The sequence below is a fragment of the Streptomyces sp. NRRL B-3229 genome (assembly GCF_000719505.1).
GTDB lineage: Bacteria > Actinomycetota > Actinomycetes > Streptomycetales > Streptomycetaceae > Streptomyces > Streptomyces griseorubiginosus.
Genome location: NZ_JOGP01000004.1, coordinates 301,308 through 324,079 on the forward strand (window position 1 = coordinate 301,308; position 22,772 = coordinate 324,079).

At 69.7% G+C, this 22,772-nt stretch carries 22 protein-coding genes, 1 pseudogene and 1 riboswitch; of the genes and pseudogenes, 6 read left to right on the forward strand and 17 right to left on the reverse strand.

The window, feature by feature from the left end; translation table 11 throughout:
- Nucleotides 1-7: 7 nt before the first annotated feature.
- Both IF54_RS0108125 and IF54_RS42960 read right to left on the reverse strand, forming a co-directional pair.
- Nucleotides 8-274 carry a hypothetical protein gene (locus IF54_RS0108125; protein ID WP_030316020.1) on the reverse strand — a complete coding sequence of 89 codons (267 nt, stop codon included), beginning with the start codon at nucleotides 272-274 and terminating at the stop codon, nucleotides 8-10.
- Nucleotides 275-309: 35 nt separating this feature from the next.
- Nucleotides 310-474 carry a hypothetical protein gene (locus IF54_RS42960; RefSeq protein WP_020139922.1) on the reverse strand — a complete coding sequence of 55 codons (165 nt, stop codon included), beginning with the start codon at nucleotides 472-474 and terminating at the stop codon, nucleotides 310-312.
- Between the two features lie 157 nt (nucleotides 475-631).
- Here IF54_RS42960 and IF54_RS0108135 point away from each other — a divergent pair, with 157 nt between their 5' ends.
- Nucleotides 632-1,258: a TetR family transcriptional regulator gene (locus tag IF54_RS0108135; RefSeq protein ID WP_030316022.1), complete on the forward strand. Its 627-nt coding sequence runs from the start codon at nucleotides 632-634 to the stop codon at nucleotides 1,256-1,258.
- Nucleotides 1,259-1,343: 85 nt separating this feature from the next.
- Here IF54_RS0108135 and IF54_RS0108140 read toward each other — a convergent pair whose 3' ends face one another.
- From IF54_RS0108140 to IF54_RS0108150, 3 genes are all read right to left on the reverse strand, one after another.
- Entirely contained in the window at nucleotides 1,344-1,715 is a 372-nt protein-coding gene (locus IF54_RS0108140; protein ID WP_030316023.1) for a hypothetical protein, read from the reverse strand.
- 114 nt (nucleotides 1,716-1,829) lie between these two features.
- A complete protein-coding gene (locus IF54_RS0108145; protein ID WP_030316025.1) occupies nucleotides 1,830-2,876 on the reverse strand; it encodes a helix-turn-helix transcriptional regulator in 1,047 nt (348 codons plus the stop codon).
- Between the two features lie 215 nt (nucleotides 2,877-3,091).
- Nucleotides 3,092-3,946, reverse strand: a complete 855-nt coding sequence (locus IF54_RS0108150) for a thioesterase family protein (RefSeq protein ID WP_030316027.1) — start codon at nucleotides 3,944-3,946, stop codon at nucleotides 3,092-3,094.
- A gap of 154 nt (nucleotides 3,947-4,100) precedes the next feature.
- Here IF54_RS0108150 and IF54_RS0108155 point away from each other — a divergent pair, with 154 nt between their 5' ends.
- Complete coding sequence (locus IF54_RS0108155) at nucleotides 4,101-5,321, forward strand: alpha/beta hydrolase (protein WP_030316029.1); 1,221 nt, start codon at nucleotides 4,101-4,103, stop codon at nucleotides 5,319-5,321.
- On the opposite strand, the gene IF54_RS0108160 is transcribed toward IF54_RS0108155, so the two are convergent.
- The 10 genes from IF54_RS0108160 to IF54_RS0108205 all read right to left on the reverse strand — a co-directional run bounded on the left by IF54_RS0108160 (nucleotide 5,230) and on the right by IF54_RS0108205 (nucleotide 16,564).
- On the reverse strand, nucleotides 5,230-5,886 hold the full coding sequence (locus IF54_RS0108160; RefSeq protein ID WP_030316031.1) for a trimeric intracellular cation channel family protein: 657 nt from the start codon (nucleotides 5,884-5,886) through the stop codon (nucleotides 5,230-5,232). The genes IF54_RS0108155 and IF54_RS0108160 overlap by 92 nt on opposite strands.
- 23 nt (nucleotides 5,887-5,909) lie before the next feature.
- On the reverse strand, nucleotides 5,910-7,301 hold the full coding sequence (locus IF54_RS0108165; protein WP_030316033.1) for a M1 family metallopeptidase: 1,392 nt from the start codon (nucleotides 7,299-7,301) through the stop codon (nucleotides 5,910-5,912).
- 98 nt (nucleotides 7,302-7,399) lie between these two features.
- The gene (locus tag IF54_RS0108170) at nucleotides 7,400-8,728 is read right to left on the reverse strand and encodes an ABC transporter ATP-binding protein (protein ID WP_037819546.1); all 1,329 of its coding nucleotides are present in this window, start codon (nucleotides 8,726-8,728) and stop codon (nucleotides 7,400-7,402) included.
- Nucleotides 8,725-9,816: an ABC transporter ATP-binding protein gene (locus IF54_RS0108175; protein ID WP_030316042.1), complete on the reverse strand. Its 1,092-nt coding sequence runs from the start codon at nucleotides 9,814-9,816 to the stop codon at nucleotides 8,725-8,727. Before IF54_RS0108175 ends, IF54_RS0108170 begins: the two co-directional genes overlap by 4 nt.
- Entirely contained in the window at nucleotides 9,813-10,820 is a 1,008-nt protein-coding gene (locus IF54_RS0108180) for an ABC transporter permease (RefSeq protein ID WP_020139913.1), read from the reverse strand. The genes IF54_RS0108175 and IF54_RS0108180 overlap by 4 nt, the downstream gene beginning before the upstream one ends.
- Nucleotides 10,821-10,889: 69 nt before the next feature.
- On the reverse strand, nucleotides 10,890-12,641 hold the full coding sequence (locus IF54_RS0108185) for an ABC transporter substrate-binding protein (protein ID WP_030316044.1): 1,752 nt from the start codon (nucleotides 12,639-12,641) through the stop codon (nucleotides 10,890-10,892).
- A 59-nt stretch (nucleotides 12,642-12,700) separates the two neighbouring features.
- Entirely contained in the window at nucleotides 12,701-13,699 is a 999-nt protein-coding gene (locus IF54_RS0108190; protein WP_030316045.1) for an ABC transporter permease, read from the reverse strand.
- Between the two features lie 335 nt (nucleotides 13,700-14,034).
- Nucleotides 14,035-14,835 (reverse strand): enhanced serine sensitivity protein SseB C-terminal domain-containing protein, encoded by an 801-nt coding sequence (locus tag IF54_RS0108195; RefSeq protein ID WP_030316047.1) that lies wholly within the window; start codon nucleotides 14,833-14,835, stop codon nucleotides 14,035-14,037.
- Nucleotides 14,836-14,968: 133 nt separating this feature from the next.
- Nucleotides 14,969-15,763 carry an enhanced serine sensitivity protein SseB gene (locus IF54_RS0108200; protein ID WP_030316050.1) on the reverse strand — a complete coding sequence of 265 codons (795 nt, stop codon included), beginning with the start codon at nucleotides 15,761-15,763 and terminating at the stop codon, nucleotides 14,969-14,971.
- 132 nt (nucleotides 15,764-15,895) lie between these two features.
- Entirely contained in the window at nucleotides 15,896-16,564 is a 669-nt protein-coding gene (locus IF54_RS0108205; protein WP_030316052.1) for an AAA family ATPase, read from the reverse strand.
- Nucleotides 16,565-16,751: 187 nt separating this feature from the next.
- Nucleotides 16,752-16,848, forward strand: a riboswitch (glycine riboswitch).
- A 146-nt stretch (nucleotides 16,849-16,994) separates the two neighbouring features.
- Between IF54_RS0108205 and gcvT the strand changes: the two genes are divergently transcribed.
- The 4 genes from gcvT to IF54_RS0108225 all read left to right on the forward strand — a co-directional run bounded on the left by gcvT (nucleotide 16,995) and on the right by IF54_RS0108225 (nucleotide 21,303).
- Nucleotides 16,995-18,113, forward strand: a complete 1,119-nt coding sequence (gene gcvT, locus IF54_RS0108210; protein ID WP_030316054.1) for a glycine cleavage system aminomethyltransferase GcvT — start codon at nucleotides 16,995-16,997, stop codon at nucleotides 18,111-18,113.
- Nucleotides 18,114-18,212: 99 nt separating this feature from the next.
- Complete coding sequence (gene gcvH, locus IF54_RS0108215) at nucleotides 18,213-18,590, forward strand: glycine cleavage system protein GcvH (RefSeq protein ID WP_007384830.1); 378 nt, start codon at nucleotides 18,213-18,215, stop codon at nucleotides 18,588-18,590.
- A gap of 14 nt (nucleotides 18,591-18,604) precedes the next feature.
- A complete protein-coding gene (gene glyA / locus IF54_RS0108220; RefSeq protein WP_030316056.1) occupies nucleotides 18,605-19,879 on the forward strand; it encodes a serine hydroxymethyltransferase in 1,275 nt (424 codons plus the stop codon).
- 56 nt (nucleotides 19,880-19,935) lie between these two features.
- Nucleotides 19,936-21,303 carry an L-serine ammonia-lyase gene (locus IF54_RS0108225; RefSeq protein WP_030316058.1) on the forward strand — a complete coding sequence of 456 codons (1,368 nt, stop codon included), beginning with the start codon at nucleotides 19,936-19,938 and terminating at the stop codon, nucleotides 21,301-21,303.
- 70 nt (nucleotides 21,304-21,373) lie between these two features.
- On the opposite strand, the pseudogene IF54_RS39490 reads toward IF54_RS0108225, so the two are convergent.
- Together IF54_RS39490 and IF54_RS0108235 are read right to left on the reverse strand one after the other, a co-directional pair.
- Nucleotides 21,374-21,589: pseudogene (locus IF54_RS39490) on the reverse strand (transposase); the annotation flags it as partial.
- Between the two features lie 62 nt (nucleotides 21,590-21,651).
- Nucleotides 21,652-22,668, reverse strand: coding sequence for a slipin family protein (locus IF54_RS0108235; protein WP_078851906.1), 1,017 nt, complete (start codon nucleotides 22,666-22,668; stop codon nucleotides 21,652-21,654).
- Between the last annotated feature and the right edge of the window lie 104 nt (nucleotides 22,669-22,772).

Sequence of the window (22,772 nt, forward strand, 5' to 3'; positions counted from 1 at the left end):
GGCGCGCTCAGAAGCTCCAGGACGGCGTGCTGTCCAGTTGCATGAAGGCCACCAGCACCAGCAGGTCGGCCACACCGAGACCGAGGCCCAGGAACGCGCGGCCGCGGCGGGCGGTGCCGCGCCACAGGGCCACCGAGGCCAGGACGATGGCGATCGGGCCGAGGAAGACATTCAGGACGAGAAGGCCGAGGAGGCCGAGGACGAAGGACGCCACGGCCATGCCGTCGGCGTCACGGGCACCGGTGCGGGGGCTGGCCTGCGCGGTGAGCTGCATGGGAATCAGTGCTCCTGGGGACGGCGGGGCGGCGGTCAGTGGGACGGGGTGCGGCGGCGGGCGTGGCGCTCGCGGAGCGCGAAGATGCCCAGCCAGACCGCGATCACGGCGGCGGCGACGGCGGTGAAGGTGAACGGCGCGTGGGCGACGGTGCCCAGGACGACGCCGAGCAGCATGAGAGCGGCGACGAGGAACAGCATGGGACGGATCCCCCTCCGGTACGGCGGTCGTGGCGTGGGTTGTCACGCGGGGCGTTACGGTTGGGTGAACAGTTGTAGTTACAGTTGTTCACTGACTCCAGAGTCTAGCGCGCTGCACGGCTTTCCAATTACGGAGAACAGTTGTTAACTGGATGACATGAGTCACACCCTCGGCATTCGGCAGGCACAGAAACAGAAGACCCGGCAGTCGCTTCTGGACGCGGCGCTCGGCCTGCTGGAGGAACAGAGCCTGAGCAGCCTGGGTCTGCGCGAGGTCACACGCGCCGTGGGCGTCGCCCCGACCGCCTTCTACCGCCACTTCCGCTCCATAGCGGATCTCGGCGTGGCCCTGGTCGAGGAGGCCCTGGGCAGCCTGCACCCCATGATCCGGACGACGGTGTCCACGGCCGACGACCACGATCAACGCATCGAGCGCGCCATCGAGTTGATCGCCGGCCATGTACACGCGTACCCCGCTCACGTCCGTTTCATCGCCCGCGAACGACATGGCGGAGTTCAGCCGGTACGGGAGGCCATACGCGACCAACTGGCCCGTTTCGGCCAGGAGGTGAAGGAGGAGTTGGCCAAGGACCCCGTGTCCGAGGGCTGGAGCGACGACGACCTGCTCATGCTGGCCAACCTCTACGTCGACCAGATGCTGATCACGGCCTCACTGTTCCTGGAGGCGCAGGAGGCCTCGGACGACGAGCGCGCCCGGGTGGCCCAGGTGGCTCAGCGGCAGATGCGGTTGATCAGCATGGGCCGCCATCACTGGCTGGACTGACCCACACACGGCACCGAAGAACGGCAGGGGCGGCACCCCCGGTGACCGGGGGTGCCGCCCCTGCCCTACGGCGCCTTGCGCGCCGTCAGCTCTTGGTGGCCGCCGCGCTCGGGGCACCGCTGGGCGCACCGCTCGGAGCCCCGCCGCCGGGGCCGCCGCAGCCGCCGCCCATGCCGCCCCCGGGGCCGCCCTGACCGCCGCCGGGGCCGCCGCTCGGCATTCCGGAGGGGTTGCCGCTGGGCGCGCCCGAGGGCCGGGCGGTCGGGTTGCCGGTGGGAGCCCCCGAGGGGGCACCGCTGGGCATCCCGGAGGCACCGCCGGTGGGCGCCTGACAGTTCTGCTGCCCCGAGGTGCCGCTGTTCGAGGTGGACGACGAGTCGCCCGATCCACAGGCCACCAGGGCGAGGGGCGAGAGCGCCAGCAGGGCCGCGGCGGGGAGGAGACGCACACGCTTCATGAGAGACAGCTCCAGGGAGGATGAGGAAGTCCTGAGGCCCGGAACTCAACCAACGGCCCTTAGGGACACCTTGGGCCCGCGCTGTCCCCCGGCTGTGCGCCGGGCAAAGCGCGCCTAAAGCACCCCCTCCGGGCTGGGGCCTCCCTCCGGACCCTCATCTCCTCGCCGGTACAGGTCCGTTACAGAGGCGGCCGCCGCGGACACCTCCGCGCGCACCTCGGGCGGCCCGAGAACCTCCACCCGGTCGGAGAACATGAGGAGTTGGCGAGTCTCGGCGACCTCGCCGAACACGAGTCGTGCAGTCACCCACCCGCGTCCTCCGTCTCCCTCGCCGCCCCCTCCCCCGCCCCCGTCGCCCTCGGCGTCTCCGTCCGGGAGTTCCGCCAGATACGACGTCATCAGCCGCCGGAACAGGTCGAGTCGGTCCCGGCGGACCCGCACGGTGACGTCGACACCGGCGGGACGCTCCTCCACCCGGCGGCGCAACACCCCCCAGACGTCGGCAAGTTCCACACCCGTCCGCCGCCGAACGGGCTCGTCCAGCACGGTCGCCGAGCGCACCCGGTCGGCACGGAACAGCCTCGGGAGCCCGCGCCGGTCGGCCACCAGGTACCAGACACCCGCCTTGGCGACGAGGCCGTAGGGATCGACGGTGTACGTCCGGGTCGCGCGCTCGCCGCTGTGGCGGTACCTCAGCCGCAGCCGGCGGTCGGTGAAGACGGCGTCCTGCAACGCGCCGAGGTCGGCGTCGGGTTGGGGTCCGCTCTTCCAGCGGGTGGCGTCGACGAGGACGCGGCGGGCGGTGACCTCGGCGGCCGGCCGGTGCGGGGCGGGCAGCGCGGCCATCACCTTGCGCAGGGCCGAGCCGAGGGCGGAGTCCAGGCCGAGGGCCGCGTGGGCGCCCTGGGCGGCGAGGACGAACAGCGCGCGGGACTCGTCGGCGGTCAGGCCCGTGACGTCGGTGCGGAAACCGGCGAGCAGTTCGATGCCGCCGTACCGGCCGCGCTCGGCGTAGACCGGGACTCCGGAGGCGGACAGGGCCTCCACGTCCCGGTAGATCGTGCGCACGGACACCTCCAGGCGGGCGGCGAGTTCGTGCGCGGGCACCCGGCCGCGGGCCTGGAGGAGCAGCAGGATCGACAGAAGGCGGTCGGACTTCACCCGGCCAGGATCCCGCGCCGTGCACGGAGTACGACGCCCGGACCCTGGTCGGTCATGGCGTCGGCGCCTCCACCGGCATCGCGGTCGGCGCGGAGCAGGGCGACGGACGCGGGGGACGCCGACCTGGCGCGGCCCGGCGACGGACGCGAGGGACGCCGACCTGGCGCGGCCCGGCGACGGACGCGAGGGACGCCGACCTGGCGCGGCCCGCCCCGTCAGACCAGTCGTACCCGGGCCAGCTGCCGGGACTGCGCCACCAGCCGGTCCGCGCTGTCCCAGACCTCGGCGTCCTCCTCCAGGAAGCCGCCCGCGAGGTTGCGGGTGGTGAGGGAGACGCGCAGGGGGCCGGGAGCGGGGCGGCAGCGTACGTGCACGGTGAGTTCGACCGTGGGCACCCAGCCGCTGAGGCCGATCTCGAACGCGGTCGGCGGCAGCGCGTCCACCGCGAGGAGCAGCGAGAGGGGGTCGGCGTCCCGGCCGTCGGCGAGGCCGAACCAGGCCCGCATCTCCCCCTTGCCGGACGGCGCGCCGAGGGCCCAGCCCAGGGTCGAGGGGTCCAGCTTGAGCATCAGCCGGTCGGTGATGGCCGAACTGCCCTCGACGGGGGCAGGACCGTCCTCGGGGCCGAAGCACTGGTCCATCGGCGGGAACGCGGGCGGCTTCGCCGTCGTACGGACATCGTCGGGGAGGGCGTCGAGGTCGCCGTAGGAGGCGAGGACGCGGATGCGCTCGACCTCGGCGCCCTGCTCGTCGTACTGGAAGAGCGAGGCCTGGCCGGTGGAGAGGGTACGGCCGGTGCGGACCACGTCCGTGCGGATCACCGCGGGGCCCGGCTGGGACGCGGTCAGGTAGTGCGCGGAGATGGTGAACGGGTCGGCGTGCGGCAGGGTGTCCGCGAGGGCGCGGCCCAGGACCGCCAGGAGGTAGCCGCCGTTGACGGCGCTGATGATCGTCCAGCGCGCGGAGAGGTCGATGTCGTAGACGCCGGGGGCGCGGCGGGTGACCGCGGTGTCCCGGTCGAACTCGCTGTCGCCGATCGTGGCACGGGTGTCGGAGGCTGCTTCTGGCATGGCTGAACGGTACAACAACTAACTACTAAGCGGTAGCTTTCCATGTTTCGAGCTCTTGAACACAGCCCGCCCTCAGGTGAGACCAGGGCAATTTCCAGGTAAGCGTCCGTACACACCCGTAAACCGATCCCCCGGCCGTCCCCTCTACAGGGACATGAGCCTCACCGGGACCGCGTTCCTCTACACGCTGATCGTGCTGTCCGTCGTCGCCGTCGCGCTTCCGCTCGCCCTGTGGTCGCGGATCAAGGGGCCACGAGCCCTGCGCGCGGCGGCCAGGCTGCTGATGGTGCTCTTCGCCCAGGGCACAGCGGTCGCCCTCGTCTTCGTGCTGGTCAACAACCAGAACAACCTGTACGACAACTGGGCCGACCTGATCGGCACCGGCAACCACGTCCAGCAGGCCGCGAACCTCGGCGCCGACGGCACCGGCGGCATCTCGCTGAAACGGCTGCCCAAGGTCAAGCAGCGCTTCACGAACGCCTCCGGGCCCGGCATGAAGGGCGTGCGGGTGACCCAGCTCAAGGGCCGGGTCTCGGGGGTGGACGCCGAGGTCTACGCCTGGCTGCCGCCGCAGTACACCGAGCCCGCCTACCGGCACCGCAAGTTCCCCGTGGTGGAGCTGCTGTCGGGGTACCCGGGCTCCGCTAAGGCCTGGTTCGGGTCGCTGCACGCGGTCAACCAGCTGGCGCCGCTGATGCGCACGGGCCGGGTGGCGCCGTTCATCCTGATCGCCCCGCGGATGAACCTGCTGGCCGGGGTGGACACCGGGTGCGCCAACATCACCGGCACGGTCAACGCGGACACCTGGCTCAGCGTCGACGTGCCGAAGATGGTCACCGACAACTTCCGGGCGCAGGCCGGTCCCACGGGCTGGGCGGTGGCCGGGTACTCGGCGGGCGGGCACTGCGCGACCAAGCTCGCCGTGGCGCATCCCGACCGCTACATGGCCGCGATCAGCATGTCCGGGTACAACGACCCGATCGGCGAGCGCAACTCGCTGGCCTCCGAGACCCCGGCCCTGCGCCGCGCCAACAACCCCTACGTGCTGCTGCGCGACGCCCGCACCCCGCCCGCCATAGCGCTCTACGAGTCCGGTCAGCCGGGCGACGGCTACGAGGCGGCCATGGGCCTGGAACAGGTCGCGAAGGCACCGACGACCGTGCACGTGGTCTACGTCCCGAAGAGCGCGGGCGGCCACAACATGGCGCTGTGGCGACCGCAGGTGGTGCCCTCCTTCGTCTGGCTCACCGAGGAGATGGGCCTGCTGCACGGCCGGCCCGGAGCTACTCGTCACGTACGGTCGAACGCCGGTTCCACGCCCGCGGCGCTCGCCAGTGGAACCTCATCGCGAGCAGGCGCAGTACGAAGGCCGTGAGCGCCGCGAGCCCGCTGGTGAACGGGGAGAGGGCGTCGTAGCGGATGCACAGCACAACCATGGTGGCGCCGACGATCGCCGGGACCGCGTACAGGTCGCGGTCCCAGCGCAGCAGCGAGGGCACCTCGTTGGCGAGCACGTCCCGGAGCACACCGCCGCCGACGGCGGTCGCGAGGCCGAGGGTCGCCGACTGGGTGAGGCCGAGCCCGTACTCGTACGCCTTGGTCGTCCCGGCGACGCAGAACAGGCCGAGGCCGGCCGCGTCGAAGACGTTCACGCCGACCTGGATGCGCTCCACGTGCGGGTGCAGGAAGAAGACCAGGAGGGCGGCGAGCAGAGGGGTGAGGAAGTAGCCGAGATCCGTGAAGGCGGCGGGCGGTACCGCGCCGATGATCAGGTCCCGGAACAGCCCTCCGCCCAGCGCGGTGACCTCGGCGAGCACGGCGATGCCGAAGACGTCGAAGTTCTTGCGGACGGCCAGCAGCGCGCCGGAGATCGCGAACACGAAGATGCCGACGAGGTCGAGCGTGTGCTGGACGGAGGGACTGAACAGTTGCTGGAGCACACCGCATTGTCGCGCAGTGGCTGCTACAGGGCGGGCTTGCCCTTCGTGAAGAGCCAGGTGCCGAACAGGTCGTCGAGCTGCTGCCCGCTGATCTTCTCGGCGAGCCGGACGAAGTCGGCGGTGTCGGCGTTGCCGTAGCGGTGCAGTTCGGTCCAGGCCGGCAGGAGCTTGAAGAACGCCGTGTCACCGATGCGCTCGCGCAGCACCTGGAGGGTCATCGCACCGCGCTGGTAGACCGCGGAGGCGAACATGGTGTCGCGTTGCGGGTCGCCGACGGTGATCTGCCAGAAGGCGCTGTCCGCGGGGCGGGAGTCGTAGCCGGCGAGGAAGGAGTCGTGGGCGCTGCGGGTGCCCTTGTGCTCGGCCCACAGCCACTGGGCGTAGGTGGCGAAGCCCTCGTTGAGCCAGATGTCCTTCCACTGCTCGACGGAGACACTGTCGCCGAACCACTGGTGGGCCAGCTCGTGCACGATCGTCGTCTCGTTGCGCACGGCCGAGTAGACCGGCTTGGACTGCACCTCCAGCGAGAACCCGGCCTGCGGCATGTCGTCGACGATCGCGCCGGTCTCCTCGAAGGGGTACGGCCCGAACACCTGCGACCAGTAGTCGGTGGCCTCGGCGGTGACGCCGTACACGTCGACGTTGTTGCTGTTCTCCAGGACCGGGTCGATGGCCGTGTAGATGGGGATTCCGCCGGGGGTCTTCCCGGTGCGGACGTCGAACTTCCCGATCGTGGCGGTCGCGAGGTAGGTCGCCATGGGCTTCTTCTCGCGCCAGTGGGTGAACGTCGAGCCGCCCTTGTCGTACGTCGACACGAGCCGGCCGTTGGAGACCGCGGTCAGGCCCTTGGGGGTCTTGACGCGGATGTCGTAGGTGGCCTTGTCGGCGGGGTGGTCGCTGGAGGGGAACCAGGTGGAGGCGGCGTTGGGCTCACAGGCGACGAAGACGCCGTCGGGGGTCTTCATCCAGCCGTAGTCGGAGCCGAAGACGATGGGGCCGCTGAGGGGTTCCGGGACACCGCCGTAGGTGACGGCGACGGTGAAGTCCCTGTTCTTGCGCAGGGACTTGACCGGGGTGATGCGGATCTCGTCCCCGTCGCGCGTGAACCGGGCCCGTCTGCCGTCGACTTCGACCCTGGTGACCTCGAGCTGCTGGAGGTCGAGGTCGAAGGAGGAGAGGTTCTGTGTGGCACGGGCGGAGAGTGTCGTACGGCCGTCCAGCCGGTCGGTGTCGGGGTCGTACGCCACGTCGAGGGTGTAGTGGCGGGCGTCGTAGCCGCCGTTCCCGAGGTTCGGGAAGTAGGGGTCGCCTATGCCGGGGGCGCCGGGTTGCGGGGCCGGGGCGGCCGCGATGACAAAGAAGGAAGCCGCCGCGGTCGCGACGGCTCCTAAGCGTGCCGAACGGGAGAGTCTCATGGTGTCGTCCCTTTCGAGCCTGTACCGATACGTCGGACAGGGACGACTCTTCACTCTCCCGTTCGGGCATGTGCATGACTTTGCCAACTCGTCATGCGTTACTTGTCGGTTGACTCCTGACCGGGGGCTTCCGGTTCGGTGGCGTCGGAGTCCGACGGCGGGTCGACGGGAGCGACGGGGGACGTCTTCGCTCCGGGGCCCGTCTTCACCGTCGTGACCTCGGGCTTCTCCGGAACCTCCTCGGACGCCTCCGTGTCGGTGTCGGCCACGGCCGTCTCCGGCGAAGCCGCCACCGCCGCCGACGTCTCCGCGGACTCCGCCAGCACCTCGTCGGCGACCAGCGATGCCGCCTCCTTGGCCACCGACAGCAGGACCGTGTCCTGCGGGGCCTGGTCCGCGAAGTTCTCCGGGTGGTGGCAGGCCACCCGCTGGCCCGGGCGCAGCTCGATCAGCTGCGGCTCGGTGGTCTTGCAGATCTCCGTCGCCTTCCAGCAGCGCGTGTGGAAACGGCAGCCGGAGGGAGGGGAGATCGGGGACGGGACGTCACCGCGCAGCAGGATGCGCTCGGACTTGGCGCCCCGTCGCTTCGGGTCCGGCACCGGGACCGCCGACATCAGGGCCTTGGTGTACGGGTGCATCGGCGCCTCGTACAGCGAGGTCCGGTCGGCGAGTTCGACGATCTTGCCGAGGTACATCACCGCGATGCGGTCCGAGACGTGCCGGACCACCGAGAGGTCGTGCGCGATGATCACGTACGTCAGGCCGAGCTCGTCCTGGAGGTCGTCCATGAGGTTCACGACCTGCGCCTGGATCGACACGTCGAGGGCCGACACCGGCTCGTCGGCCACCACCAGCTTCGGCTTGAGGGCGAGCGCCCTCGCGATGCCGATGCGCTGGCGCTGACCGCCGGAGAACTCGTGCGGATAGCGGTTGTAGTGCTCGGGGCTCAGGCCGACCAGCTCCAGGAGGCGCTGGACCTCCTTCTTCACCCCGCCCTCGGGCTCCACGCCCTGGAGGCGGAAGGGTGCCGAGACGATTCCGCCGATGGTGTGGCGGGGGTTCAGGGAGCCGTACGGGTCCTGGAAGATCATCTGGATGTCCCGCCGCAGCGGACGCATCCCGGCCGGCTTCAGCCGTGTGATGTCCTGGCCCTCGAAGTGGATCGAGCCGCCGGTCGGTTCCTGGAGACGGGTGATGACCCGGCCCATGGTCGACTTGCCGCAGCCCGACTCGCCGACCACGCCGAGCGTCTCGCCCTTGCGGACCTCGAAGTCGATGCCGTCAACGGCCTTGACCGCGCCGACCTGGCGCTGGAGCACGCCCTTGCGGATCGGGAAGTGCTTCTGGAGGCCCTCGACCTTGAGCAGTATCTCGCGCTCGTCGGGGGCGGCCGTCACGTCCGCATCCGTCTTCTTCGTCTCACTCACAGCTTCGGCGCAATCTCTTCGGTCCAGATCCGCGTGCGGTCCTCCGGCGAGAGGTGGCACGCGGAGAAGTGCCCGCCGCCGACCTGCTGGAGCTCCGGGCGCACGGTACGGGTGACATCGCCCTTGGGGATGTCCGCGTACGGGCAGCGGGGGTGGAAGGCGCAGCCCGAGGGGACGTTGATGAGGCTCGGCGGCTGGCCCTTGACGGGGATGAGCCGCTCGGAGGTCTCCCGGTCGATCCGCGGCATCGAGCCCAGCAGACCCCAGGTGTACGGGTGCTGCGGGCGCTCGAAGACGTCGTCGACACTGCCGCGCTCCACGCACCGGCCGCCGTACATCACGAGGACGTCGTCGGCGATCTCGGCGACCACACCCAGGTCGTGGGTGATGAGGACGACCGCGGAGCCGAACTCCTTCTGGAGGTCGCGGATCAGGTCGAGGATCTGCGCCTGGACGGTGACGTCGAGGGCGGTCGTCGGCTCGTCCGCGATGAGCAGCTCGGGGTTGTTGACCAGCGCCATGGCGATCATCGCGCGCTGGCGCATACCGCCGGAGAACTCGTGCGGGTAACCGTCGACACGCTTGTCGGGCTCGGGGATGCCGACCCGGTCGAGCATCTCGATCGCCCGCTTGCGCGCGGTCTTCTTGTTGACGTCGTGGTGGACCCGGTACGCCTCCACGATCTGGTTGCCGATCGTGTAGTACGGGTGCATCGCGGACAGCGGGTCCTGGAAGATCATCGCCATCTCGCGGCCGCGCAGCCGGCGCACCTCGTCCGGATCGGCGGAGACCAGCTCCTTGCCGCCCAGCCAGATCTCGCCGGACACCTGCACGTTCTTGCCGCGCGCCCCGAGCCGGTGCAGGCCCATGATCGCCAGCGAGGTGACGGACTTGCCGGAGCCGGACTCGCCGACGATGCAGAGGGTCTTGCCCTTCTCCACCTCGAAGCTGAGCCCGTCGACGGACTTGACCAGGCCGTCGTCGGTCGGGAAGTGCACCTTGAGGTCGCGGACCGCGAGGAAGGCGTCGGGAGCGTTGCCGGGCGCGGGCTCGCCCAGGGCGGCGCCGGTCTTGGAGAGTTCGGTCACGAGAGCCTCACCCGCGGGTCGGCGGCGGCGTACAACAGGTCCACCAGGAGATTTGCGACTACGACGAAGATGGCGGCCAGCAGGGTGACGCCGAGGATCGGGGGCAGGTCGTTGTCGGTGATGCCCTGGACCGCGTACTGGCCGATGCCGGGCAGCGAGAACACGGTCTCGGTGATGACGGCACCGCCGAGCAGCAGACCCAGGTCCATGCCGAACACGGTGATGATCGGCGTCAGGGCGGCCCGGAGACCGTGCCGGCCGACCACGTTGCGCTCGCGCAGGCCCTTGGCGCGGGCCGTGCGGATGAAGTCCTCGTTCATCGTCTCCAGCATGCCCGAACGGGTCAGCCGCGCGTAGATGGCGGAGTACAGCAGGGCGAGCGAGCACCAGGCCGGGAAGAGCGTGTTGGCCCACTGGGCCGGGTTCTCCGTGAACGGCACATAGGTGCGGCCGAAGATCGGCCACTGGTAGGTGAAGAGCAGCAGCGCCAGGTTGCCCGTGAAGAACATGGGCAGCGAGACACCGGCGAGCGCGACGCCCATGAAGCTGCGGTCGAAGAAGCTGCCGGGCTTGAGCGCGGAGATCACACCGATCACGACGCCGGAGACCAGCCACAGCACGGCGGCACCGAGGGCCAGCGACGCGGTCACGGGGATGCGCGAGGTGAGCTGCGGCCAGACCGCCTCGTGCGTCTTGAAGGAGTAGCCGAAGCAAGGCGCGTCGCAGTGCGCGGTGGTGGGACCCAGGTTGTAGGTGGCCCCGGACACGACACCCTTGATGAAGTGCCAGTACTGGAGGTACAGGGGGTCGTCCAGACCCAGGTTCTGCTTGACCGCGAGGATGTCCGCCTTCGAGGGGCTCTTGCCCAGGTACTGCTGCGCCAGCTGGTCGGCGGTCTGACCGGCCATCCGTGGCAGCAGGAAGAAGATCGCGAAGGTGACCGCGGTGACGACCAACAGCAGGATCACTGCCGCGAACGTCCGACGGAGGATGTACGAGATCACGGGGACCGGCGCTGGTGCCCGTGGGCCGCGAAGCCCACGGGCACCAATGCCTTCACCTGCCTTCCGGGGCTACTTCTTGGTCGTGCCGATGTTGAGGTAGTCGTACTGACCGCTGAAGGCCGCCGTGGACACCAGGTTGGTGAAGCCGGCCGGACGGTACAGCAGGACCTTGAAGTAGGTCAGCGGGACCAGCGCCCCCAGGTCCATCGCACGCTTGTCGATCTGGGCGTACAGGCCGTTGCGCGTGGTGTCGTCCTCGGTGGCGATGGCCTTCTCCAGCATCTCGTTGATCTGCTTGTCGTTCAGATACGAGAGGTTGGTGTTGCCGGAGGTGCCGATGGCGCCGCCGTTGAGGATCTGCTGGAGGAAGCCGTAACCGGAGTTCCAGTCGGCACCCCACTGCATCATGTGCAGGCCGATGTTCTGCTTCTTGTCGAAGGTCGGCACACCGGCGTAGTCGGTGAAGTACTTGCCCGACGGGTACTGCTTCAGGCTGGCGTTGATGCCGACCTTCTTCAGCGAGGCGATGATCGCGGTGGCCGCGTCGATCTCCTGCGGACGGTCGCTGCGCGCCGAGAGGTTGGTGCTGATGGTCGACTTGCCGCAGGCCTTCAGCTGCTCCTTGGCCTTGGCCACGTCGCCCTTGTTGCCGTCGGTCGCGTAGACGTCGGCCTTCTGGTAGCCGATGACGTCCGGCGGCAGCACGGTCGTGGCGATGTCACCACGGATCGGGCCGCCCTCGGCGGTCTGCACGGAGACCTTGTCGATGGCGTACTCGACGGCCTTGCGGCACTCGACCTTGTCGAACGGCGCGACCTGGGTGTTGATCGCCATGTAGACCAGACGGCCACCGTAGGTGTTGTCCGTGTTGGCCTTCAGCTTGGAGTCGTTGACGACCTTGGCCTGGGTGGCGGCCTGGACACCGGTACCACCGAGGTCGATGGCGTCGCCGGCCTGGACGTCCTGGTCGATCGTCTCGGCGTTGACCTTCAGCTTGACGACGATCTTGTCCGGGTACTGCTTGCGCAGCGGGTCGGTCTTCGGGTCCCAGTTCTCGTTGCGGACGAGGACGGCCTGCTGGCCCTCCTTGTAGCTCTGGAACTTGTACGAGCCCGAGGACACGATGTTCTTGACGTAGTCGACGCCGGTGTCCTTGGCCTGCGGCACCGGAGCCGTCTGCGGGGTCGCGACCAGGTAGTCGAACTCCTGGAAGGGACGGTCGAGCTTGAAGACGATCGTGGTGTCGTCCGGCGTCTCGATGGACTTCAGGCCCTCGGGGCTCTTGTCCTTGTAGGGGCCCTTGTAGTCCTTGCCGCCGGTCAGGAACTGCTGGAAGTAGTTCGGACCGAGGGAGAGCACGTCACGCGCGAAGTTGGAGCGCTCGACGGCGTACTTGACGTCCTTCGAGGTGATCGGGGTGCCGTCCTGGAACTTCAGACCCGAACGGATCTTGTACGTCCAGGTCTTGCCGCCGTCGCTGGGCTGACCGGCGCTCGCGGCGAGGTCCGGGACCAGCTTGTTGCCCTCCTCGCCCGGACCGGGCTGGAAGGTCATCAGCGGGCGGGCGTAGAGCCGGCTGAGGTTGTACATGTAGGCGTAGTACGTGTTGCCGGGGTCGAAGGAGTCCGGGACGTCGGAGTACTCGTACGTGACCGTCCCACCCTTCTGGGTGGAGGCGTTGACGACACCCTTGGTCGCTGCGTTGGCCCCTGCCGACTTGCTTCCGTCTCCACCGTCGTTGTCATCGGCCTTGCTGCAAGCCGAGAGCAACAGGCTCGCACTGCCGATGGCCGCCACTGCGGCCAGCGCTGACCTTCGCATGATGGTCTGCTTCCCCTTCAATTGTCGGAAATCTTGTGGACTCTCACCGCCGCCGTGGGTCAGCGGCTGCGCGGGTCGAGAGCGTCGCGGAGACCGTCGCCGAGCAGGTTGAACGCGAGGACGGTCACGAAGATGGCCAGACCAGGCACGATCATGAACTGGGGGTCGACCTGGTAGTAGTCGACCGCCTGGTTGATCATGCCGCCCCAGGACGCCTGCGGAGGCTGGATGCCGACGCCGAGGAAACTGAGGGACGCCTCGAAGAGGATGTTGGTCGGGATGAGCAGCGTCGAGTAGACGATGATCGGGCCGACGAGGTTCGGCAGCAGTTCCCGGAAGAGGATGTAGGGCCCCTTGGCCCCCATCCCCCGGGACGCGTCGACGAACTCCCGCTCGCGCAGGGCCAGGGTCTGGCCGCGCACGATACGGCCCAGGTAGGGCCAGTTGAAGAAGCCGATGATGAAGATCAGCACGCTGATGTGCAGCGGCAGACCCTCCAGCCCGAAGGCACCGCCCTGAAGGGTGGCCGAGATGGCGATGGCGAACAGCAGCAGCGGGAACGCCAGGAAGGTGTCCATCAGCCGGCTGATGATCGTGTCGACCCGGCCGCCGTAGTACCCGGCGACCACGCCGAGGACCGCGCCGATGGTGTTCGACAGGATGGTGGCGCCGAAGGCCACGACCAGCGAGACCCAGGAACCCTCGAGGATGCGGGTGGCGATGTCGCGGCCGAACTTCGGCTCCACGCCGAGCGGGTGGTCCCAGCTCATGCCGCCCCAGGCGCCCTTGGGCAGCGAGGTGTTGGGGTCGATGAGGTCCTGGTGCAGGGCGTTCGGGTCCAGGTCGAAGACGGCCTGGATCGGACGGGCCAGCACCGCGATCAGGATCAGCAGGATGACGATCACGCCACCGGCGACCGCCACCTTGTCCCTCTTGAAACGGGACCAGGCGATCTGCCCCAGGGAACGGCCCTCGATCTGCCCCTTGCCGGCGCCGGCAAGGACAGCCTCAGGCTGCGCCTCGGCCTGCGCCCCGGTGGTCTCGATCGGTGCGGTCACAGTGACCCGACCCCTCTCGCCGGTGGTGACCGGCCTACACCTGCCGTGGATTACGGCTTTGTCGACTTGCTCAGCTCACAGGAACGTCTGTTCCTGCGTCTGCCTGGGGAGTCTTCAGCTTCGCTGCGATCACCCGCCAGGCCTGGCGAAGAAAGTATGCGTAACCGTGATGCAGTACGAGGGATTCCGTTATCCGAACAGCGGGTAACGCCTCCCGGACGCATGCCAGTTGGGACAGAACGGCACAATAAGCGACACTTGTGACAGTTCGCCGCTATCTACGCGCGAAGAAACGTGGCTGTTACGTAAACGAGCCGAACGGGTTGCCGTAGCTCTCAGTAAGCGCCGCGGGCCGGGGGATAGCCGTACCCGGCAGCCGGGGCCTGCGCGGGCGCGCCGTGGGCCTCACGGTCGTAGAAGGGCCGGGCCCCCGCACGCATCCACAGCGCCACCGGGTCGTACTCGTCGGACATCGCCACGGTCGACACCGGCAGCCCCTCCGGCACCGCGCCGATGGACTGCTGCATCATCGCGCGCACCGAGTCCACGGCCGACGGGCTGGTGTCGTACACATCCAGGCCGATGGCGAGGTACGGCGCCCCGAGCGCCGGCTGCACCCAGGCGCGGCGCAGGGAGCGGACCGCCGGGGTGCGGTGGGCGTTCTGCACGAGCAGGGCGTAGAACTGCGGGACCTCGATGGCGGGTTCCGAGAGCCGGAGCGGGCCGGCGGGCTGACGCTCCAGGCCGGTGGCGATACGGCGCAGGTCGAGCCAGGGGATGCCGACGCCGCCGCCCGGAGCGTGCGGGTTGAGCCAGAGGCCGTAGTGGTCGGGGTAGAGGGTGCGGGCCACGTCGACGCCGTCGACGACCTCGTAGGAACGGTTCCAGCCGCTGGCGGAGAGCTCCTGGGCCGAGGTCACGCAGGGGGCGTAGCCGTGGCCGTCGACCTCCATGTTTCCGTACTGGGCGTCCGGGGAGCCGGACTGGCCGTGCCACAGCAGCATCCAGACCTGGCCGGCGGTGGGGGTCGCGAGGGCGCGCAGCAGTGCCTCGTAGGCGTCGTAGCGCCCGGGGGTCACCTGGCGCAGCATGTGCTCGACCGTGCCGGTCGCGGTGCCCGTGCCGCTGGCGCTCACCTGGACCGCCCCTTCCCTGATTGTTGCCCCGGATATGGACACAGCTTAAGCGCCCAGGAGCTCGGGTCCTGGCGTCGGATCGCGACTGCGGGTCGTGGGGGTTGATCGCGCAGTTCCCCGCGCCCCCAAGGAGTCACGTCCCCTGGGTGTAGAAGGGCCGGACCTGGCCTCGCATCCAGTGGCCGACCGGGTCGTCCGCCACGTCCAGGAGGACCAGGTTGACCGGCCAGCGGACCGGGGTCGTGCCGAGGGCCCTGCCGAGAGCGTCCATCGGGAGGGTGCGCAAGTCGCCCTCCCACTGGGAGAGTTCGACGCCGACGAACATGACCGGGTCGGCCGTCTCGATGGCGGCCAGGCAGCGGCGGGCGGTGAGGACCACGCCGGTCGCCGCGAACTCGGCCGAGGCGGCGGCCAGGAAGTCGACCGGGTCGTCCTGCCAGTCGGGCTCGTAGAGCTTGACGCGGCCACCGGTGTTGGGGCCGTCCAGCGGGGTCCGGCCCACGCGGCAGAGGTCGGCGACCGCGGCGGGCGGCAGCGGGACACCGACCACGCCGTCGGGGTTCACGGCGATGCCCACGTGCGGGGGCAGACCGCGGGCGAACTCCACCGCCGGGGCGATCGTGTACGACAGGTGCGAGCCGACGACCTGGCGGAACTGCTCCTCGGAGCTGAAGACCGGGACGTACGCCTGGCCGGCGATCTCCAGGGTGGGCAGGTCGAGGGGGCCGCTGTGCGGGCCACCGCCGTTGGGCAGCGGGACCCAGACGAAGCTGCGGCCGAGGACCTCGATGATCCGTCCGCCGGCCGAGGGGATGCCGAGGGAGGCCGAGAGCACCTCCTCCAGCTCGTTGCCCGGCCACCCGCCGTGCGGGTGGGGGTGTGCCGACTGTGCCGGGAAGTCCGCGGGAAGATCCGCCGGGAAGTCCATGTGTTCTGACCGCCTGCTGTGAACCGCTGATGTGGCTGAAAGGCTAGCGGGTGCACGGGATGTGTGGCTCGTCCCGGGAAGCGGAGTCACGGAAGCGAAGTCACGGAAGCGAAGTCACGGCGGACGGGTCGCTCAGCCCGTGAAGCCGATCCGGCGCAGGACGTCCGCCGCGTCGCGGTCCAGGAGGATCGCCGAGCCACAGCCCGGGGGCAGGTCGCCGCGTTCCACGGAGCGGATCAGACGGGCGGCCGCGCCCCGGTGCCGCTGGAAGGCGTACCGGGAGACACCCCGGCCGCGCTCGCGCTGGCCCTCGAGCGCGGTGTCCGTCGTGACGTCGAGGAGCAGCAGGTGCAGGGTGCCGCCGCGGCGGCGGGCCTCGCGGGCCAGCCAGCCGCGCACCCAGGTCTGGGTCCCGCAGTCGTGCACCACCACACCGGCGCCGGAGCGCAGGGCGCGGCGCAGTCCGGCGTAGTGCGCGAGCCGGACCAGGGGGCGGTAGACGGCGTACGGCAGGAAGCGGGACAGCCGGCCGTCCCAGCGGTCGCGGGTGTCCTGGGAGTCGACGCGGGTGCCGGTGACCGCCCGCTTCATGAGCGTGGACTTGCCGCTGCCGGGCAGGCCGGTGACGACGACGAGGTCCTGGGGACCGAAGAGCAGGGCGTGCGGGCTGCGACCCGCGCGCTCGCGGAGGTCACGGACGACGGGGTGAGCGCCGCGGGCCTCGACGGCCGGCGCCGCGGGCTGCTTGGGCAGCGCGATGCCCGAGGTCGTCGCGTACGCGGTGGTCCTGTTCACCGTCATCGTCCTCCTCCGGGTTCAGGGGGTTCTACCCCTCCCCACCGAGCGTAAAGAGAAGGTAATGGATGATCTCTCGCGTTTCTGTACGCGTACCGCCACAGACCGGTTACAGAAGGAGGCGTCGGATCCGGCCCTGACGTCGGCCTCGCAGGCGTGCAATGATGGCGGCGCCAACTGCATACCGGCCGTTTGAATCCGCGCGGGAGAGTCCCGGGTACGTGTACCCGGGCGCCGAAGGAGCAAGTCCCTCCCTTGAATCTCTCAGGCCCCGTTACCGCGCGGGCGAGGCACATCTGAAAAGCGGGCCGCCGATGCCGGTGGCCCCACCCACGGTGCAAGCCATGTCCTTCATGGCGAACCTCTCAGGTTCCGATGACAGATGGGGAGGAAAGACCTCGCCTGTCATGCCTTGGATTCTGGAGACGACCGTCCGATGACCAGTTCTGCACCCCGGCACACCGCGCTCGACGCCCTGCACCGCTCCCTCGGTGCCACGATGACCGACTTCGCCGGCTGGGACATGCCCCTGCGCTACGGCTCCGAGCGCGACGAGCACAACGCGGTGCGCACCCGGGCCGGGCTGTTCGACCTCTCCCACATGGGCGAGATCACCGTGACCGGACCACAGGCCGCGCAGCTGCTGAACTTCGCCCTCGTCGGCAACATCGCCTCGGTCGGTGTCGGCCGGGCCCGCTACACCATGATCTGCCAGGCCGACGGCGGCATCCTGGACGACCTGATCGTCTACCGGCTGGGTGAGACCGAGTACATGGTGGTCGCCAACGCCTCCAACGCCCAGGTCGTCCTCGACGCGCTGACCGAGCGCGCGGCCGGCTTCGACGCCGAGGTGCGGGACGACCGGGACGCGTACGCGCTGATCGCCGTGCAGGGACCGGAGTCCCCCGGGATCCTCGCCTCGCTGACCGACGCCGACCTCGACGGCCTGAAGTACTACGCCGGACTGCCGGGCACGGTCGCCGGGGTGCCCGCGCTGATCGCGCGCACCGGGTACACCGGGGAGGACGGCTTCGAGCTGTTCGTGAAGCCGGAGCACGCGGTGGAGCTGTGGCAGGCGCTCACCAAGGCGGGCGAGGGCGTCGGTCTCGTCCCCTGCGGGCTGTCCTGCCGGGACACGCTGCGTCTGGAGGCGGGCATGCCGCTCTACGGGCACGAGCTGTCCCGTGAGCTGACCCCCTTCGACGCCGGGCTCGGACGGGTCGTGAAGTTCGAGAAGGAGGGCGACTTCGTGGGCCGCGCCGCCCTGCGCGAGGCCGCGGAGAACGCGAACCACGAGCCGCCGCGCGTCCTCGTCGGGCTGGTCGCCGAGGGGCGTCGCGTCCCGCGGGCCGGGTACGCGGTCGTGGCGGACGGCCAGGTGATCGGCGAGGTCACCTCCGGCGCCCCCTCCCCCACGCTGGGCAAGCCGATCGCCATGGCGTACGTCGACGCCGCCCACGCGGCGCCGGGCACGGCGGGTGTCGGCGTGGACATCCGGGGCAGCCACGAGCCGTACGAGGTCGTGGCGCTGCCGTTCTACAAGCGCCAGAAGTAACCGCCGTAGGTGATGCTGAGCATGGAGTCACGGCTCACGCACGCCTTCCGCAGTCCCCCCCTTCGTCAGCAGTCCCCCGCGTACAGGAGAATTCAGGCCATGAGCAACCCCCAGCAGCTGCGTTACAGCAAGGAGCACGAGTGGCTGTCGGGCGCCGAGGACGGCGTCTCGACGGTCGGCATCACGGAGCACGCGGCCAACGCGCTCGGCGATGTCGTCTTCGTCCAGCTCCCCGAGGTCGGTGACACGGTGACCGCGGGCGAGACCTGCGGCGAGCTGGAGTCGACCAAGTCGGTCTCCGACCTGTACTCCCCCGTCTCCGGTGAGGTCACCGAGGTCAACGAGGACGTCGTCAGCGACCCGGCGCTGGTGAACTCCGCCCCCTTCGAGGGCGGCTGGCTGTTCAAGGTACGCGTCGCGGAGGAGCCGGCCGACCTGCTCTCCGCCGACGAGTACACCGCCTTTTCCGCCGGCTGAGGAGTCTGCACCTGATGTCCGCACTGAACACGCCCCTGCACGAGCTCGACCCGGAGATCGCCGCCGCGGTCGACGCCGAGCTGGTCAGGCAGCAGTCCACGCTCGAGATGATCGCCTCGGAGAACTTCGCTCCGCTCGCGGTCATGGAGGCGCAGGGCTCGGTCCTCACCAACAAGTACGCCGAGGGCTACCCGGGCCGCCGCTACTACGGCGGCTGCGAGCACGTCGACGTGGCCGAGCAGATCGCCATCGACCGGCTCAAGGAGCTGTTCGGCGCCGAGTACGCCAACGTGCAGCCCCACTCCGGTGCCTCCGCCAACCAGGCCGCGCTGTTCGCGCTGGCCCAGCCCGGCGACACCATCCTCGGTCTCGACCTCGCGCACGGCGGTCACCTGACCCACGGGATGCGGCTGAACTTCTCCGGCAAGCAGTTCAACGTGGTCGCGTACCACGTGGACTCCGCCACCGGCCTGGTCGACATGGCCGAGCTGGAGAAGCTCGCGCGCGAACACCGCCCGAAGGTGATCATCGCGGGCTGGTCCGCCTACCCGCGGCAGCTGGACTTCGCGGAGTTCCGGCGGATCGCCGACGAGGTCGGGGCGTACCTGTGGGTCGACATGGCGCACTTCGCCGGTCTGGTCGCGGCCGGGCTGCACCCGAACCCGGTCGAGCACGCGGACGTGGTCACCTCCACGACCCACAAGACGCTGGGCGGCCCGCGCGGCGGGATCATCCTGGCGAAGAAGGACTTCGCGAAGAAGCTGAACTCCTCCGTCTTCCCGGGCTTCCAGGGCGGCCCCCTGGAGCACGTGATCGCGGCGAAGGCGGTGTCCTTCAAGGTGGCGGCGGGCGAGGAGTTCAAGGAGCGCCAGCGGCGTACGGTGGAAGGCGCGCGCATCCTCGCCGAGCGCCTGACGGCCGACGACGCCCGGGAGGCCGGGGTCAACGTGCTCTCCGGCGGCACCGACGTGCACCTCATCCTCGTCGACCTGCGCGAGTCCGAGCTGGACGGCAAGCAGGCCGAGGACCGTCTCCACGAGGTCGGCATCACGGTCAACCGCAACGCCGTCCCGAACGACCCGCGTCCGCCGATGGTCACGTCGGGTCTGCGGATCGGCACGCCCGCCCTGGCGACCCGTGGCTTCACGGCCGAGGACTTCGCCGAGGTCGCGGACGTGATCGCCTCCGCGCTGAAGCCGTCGTACGACGTGGAGTCGCTGAAGGCCCGCGTCAAGGCGCTGGCGGACAAGCACCCGCTGTACCCCGGCCTCAACGGCCTGAACAAGTAGTTCCACGGTGGGGGCACCCGACGACGTGTGCCCCCACCCTTTTTGAAGGAGTTCCCGTGGCCATCTCGGTCTTCGACCTGTTCTCGATCGGCATAGGCCCGTCGAGCTCCCACACGGTCGGCCCGATGCGCGCGGCCCGCATGTTCGCCCGCCGTCTGCGCAACGAGGACCTGCTGCCGGCCGTCGCCTCGGTCCGCTGCGAGCTCTACGGCTCCCTGGGCGCGACCGGCCACGGCCACGGCACCCCGAAGGCGGTGCTGCTCGGCCTGGAGGGGGCGTCCCCCCGGACGGTGGACGTGGCGGGCGCGGACGACAGGGTCGCGGAGATCCGGTCCGCGGGGCGGCTGAAGCTGCTCGGCGAGCACGAGATCCCCTTCTCCTTCGACGACGACCTGGTGCTGCACCGCCGCAAGGCGCTCCCGTACCACGCCAACGGCATGACGGTGTGGGCCTACGACGCCTCGGGCGCCGAGCTCCTGTCGAAGACGTACTACTCGGTCGGCGGCGGTTTCGTCGTGGACGAGGACGCGGTCGGCGAGCACCGGATCAAGCTCGACGACACCGTGCTGAAGTACCCGTTCCGCACGGGTGACGAGCTGCTGCGCCTGACCAAGGAGACCGGCCTGTCGATCTCCGCCCTGATGCTGGAGAACGAGCGGGCCTGGCGCACGGAGGACGAGATCCGGGCCGGACTCCTGGAGATCTGGCGCGTGATGCAGGCCTGTGTGTCCCGGGGCATGTCCCAGGAGGGCATCCTGCCGGGCGGGCTGCGGGTGCGTCGGCGCGCGGCCGTGACGGCCCGTCAACTCCGGGCGGAGGGCGACGCGTTGGCCCACTCCATGGAGTGGATCACGCTGTACGCGATGGCGGTCAACGAGGAGAACGCGGCCGGCGGCCGGGTGGTGACCGCCCCGACCAACGGCGCGGCCGGCATCATCCCCGCGGTCCTGCACTACTACATGAACTTCGTGCCCGGCGCGGACGAGGACGGCGTCGTTCGCTTCCTCCTCGCCGCGGGCGCGATCGGCATGCTCTTCAAGGAGAACGCGTCCATCTCCGGCGCGGAGGTCGGCTGCCAGGGCGAGGTCGGCTCGGCCTGCTCGATGGCGGCGGGCGCGCTGGCCGAGGTCCTCGGCGGCTCCCCCGAACAGGTCGAGAACGCGGCCGAGATCGGCATGGAGCACAACCTGGGCCTGACCTGCGACCCGGTCGGCGGCCTGGTCCAGATCCCCTGCATCGAACGCAACGGCATGGCCGCGGTGAAGGCGGTCACCGCGGCGAAGATGGCCCTGCGGGGCGACGGCTCCCACAAGGTGTCCCTTGACAAGGTCATCAAGACGATGAAGGACACCGGGGCGGACATGAGCGTGAAGTACAAGGAGACGGCCCGGGGCGGGCTCGCGGTGAACATCATCGAGTGCTGAGGGGGCTGGCCCTGGCCAGCGCGTTCGTGTCGACCAACAGTTCCAGCGGTGCGAACTCCACAACGCAACAGGCTCTCGTGTCCCACTCGCGCGGGCGGTATCCGTTGCGGTGGTTGACTCTCTCGTCGCTGACCTGGCCGTATTCGGCGTTGCAGAGGACGTCGGCCTCCGCGGACATGAGCGCGCCGGCGAACGTCTTGACCATCACGCGCAGCTGATCGGGACTCGCCATGACGAGGTTGTCCCCGGCGAGGGCGTGCAGGGGCACACCGTCGAGTGCGGTCATCGTGCTGACACTGCCGCGCCCGCATCGGGCGACCACCGCCGACCGCCCGGGACGGGCGGGGATCAACCGCCGGCATCTGACGCTTCGGAGTCGGAGTCCGCGTGGGCAGGCCAGTTGTCCCGCCGTTCCCTCGCCACTGCCGCGCGACTGCCGAACCGTTCTCCGTGGGAGCCGACCCGTTCTGCGCTCAGCGGGAAAGCGGGCGCAGTCGGTTGGACAGAGGTGATCGGTTCGGGGAGTTCATGGGGGTCCGGACTCTCCGGACGTTGAGGCAGTGCGGGGCGCGGGATGTTCCGGTGGATGGATTCGCCGTCGGCCTCCCGGCTCTGGTGCTCGAAGAAGCGGAGCATTTCCACCGGGAACGGCATGACCAGGGTGCTGTTCTTCTCCGCCGAGACGTCCACCACGGTCTGTAGGAGGCGCAGTTGGAGAGCGCCCGGAGTGTCGGCCATGGTCGCCGCGGCGTCACTGAGCCGCTGGGATGCCTGGAACTCACCGTCGGCGGCGATGACCCGGGAACGGCGTTCACGCTCGGCCTCTGCCTGCTTGGACATGGAGCGCATCATCGACTGCGGAAGGGCGATGTCCTTGATCTCCACCCGCTCGATGCGCAGTCCCCACGGTTCCTCGGTGGGGGCGTCCATCACCTTTTTGAGCTCCGCGTTGATGTGGTCGCGGTCGGAGAGCAGCGTGTCCAGATCCGCCCTGCCGATGACCGCGCGCAGCGAGGTCTGCGCGATCTGGGAGACGGCGCTGGGGTAATCGCGGACGTTCACGAGGGCCTTGACCGGGTCGATGACCCGGAAGTAGACGACCGCGTCCACGGTGAGCGTCACGTTGTCGGCGGTGATGGATCCTTGCGGCGGGATGCCGAGGACCTCGGTCTGGACGGACACCTTCCTCATCCGGTCGCCGATCGGCCGGATGACACGCAGGCCGGGCCCGCGGATGTCCGGCAGCAGCCGTCCGAAGCGGAACACCACGCCCTTCTCGTACTGCTGGACGTTGCGCAGGCTCAGGGCCAGCAGGACCAGCCCGGCCACGGCGCACACCACCAGCACTGTGATCAGAACACCCATGGTTCTCACATTCCTTACGTCGACGACGGTCCCGGACCGAGCGGTTCGGGAAGCACCCGGCACGGGAGGACCCCGGCCTGTGCCCGTGGGTGCGGCCGGGGTCC

Bases quoted from the DNA above. Each gene is read 5' to 3' on its own strand.
- IF54_RS0108125 (WP_030316020.1), bottom strand. From the start codon at position 274: ATGCAGCTCACCGCGCAGGCCAGCCCCCGCACCGGTGCCCGTGACGCC.
- IF54_RS42960 (WP_020139922.1), bottom strand. From the start codon at position 474: ATGCTGTTCCTCGTCGCCGCTCTCATGCTGCTCGGCGTCGTCCTGGGC.
- IF54_RS0108135 (WP_030316022.1), top strand. From the start codon at position 632: ATGAGTCACACCCTCGGCATTCGGCAGGCACAGAAACAGAAGACCCGG.
- IF54_RS0108140 (WP_030316023.1), bottom strand. From the start codon at position 1,715: ATGAAGCGTGTGCGTCTCCTCCCCGCCGCGGCCCTGCTGGCGCTCTCG.
- IF54_RS0108150 (WP_030316027.1), bottom strand. From the start codon at position 3,946: ATGCCAGAAGCAGCCTCCGACACCCGTGCCACGATCGGCGACAGCGAG.
- IF54_RS0108155 (WP_030316029.1), top strand. From the start codon at position 4,101: ATGAGCCTCACCGGGACCGCGTTCCTCTACACGCTGATCGTGCTGTCC.
- IF54_RS0108165 (WP_030316033.1), bottom strand. From the start codon at position 7,301: ATGAGACTCTCCCGTTCGGCACGCTTAGGAGCCGTCGCGACCGCGGCG.
- IF54_RS0108185 (WP_030316044.1), bottom strand. From the start codon at position 12,641: ATGCGAAGGTCAGCGCTGGCCGCAGTGGCGGCCATCGGCAGTGCGAGC.
- IF54_RS0108200 (WP_030316050.1), bottom strand. From the start codon at position 15,763: ATGGACTTCCCGGCGGATCTTCCCGCGGACTTCCCGGCACAGTCGGCA.
- IF54_RS0108205 (WP_030316052.1), bottom strand. From the start codon at position 16,564: ATGACGGTGAACAGGACCACCGCGTACGCGACGACCTCGGGCATCGCG.
- gcvT (WP_030316054.1), top strand. From the start codon at position 16,995: ATGACCAGTTCTGCACCCCGGCACACCGCGCTCGACGCCCTGCACCGC.
- gcvH (WP_007384830.1), top strand. From the start codon at position 18,213: ATGAGCAACCCCCAGCAGCTGCGTTACAGCAAGGAGCACGAGTGGCTG.
- glyA (WP_030316056.1), top strand. From the start codon at position 18,605: ATGTCCGCACTGAACACGCCCCTGCACGAGCTCGACCCGGAGATCGCC.
- IF54_RS0108235 (WP_078851906.1), bottom strand. From the start codon at position 22,668: ATGGGTGTTCTGATCACAGTGCTGGTGGTGTGCGCCGTGGCCGGGCTG.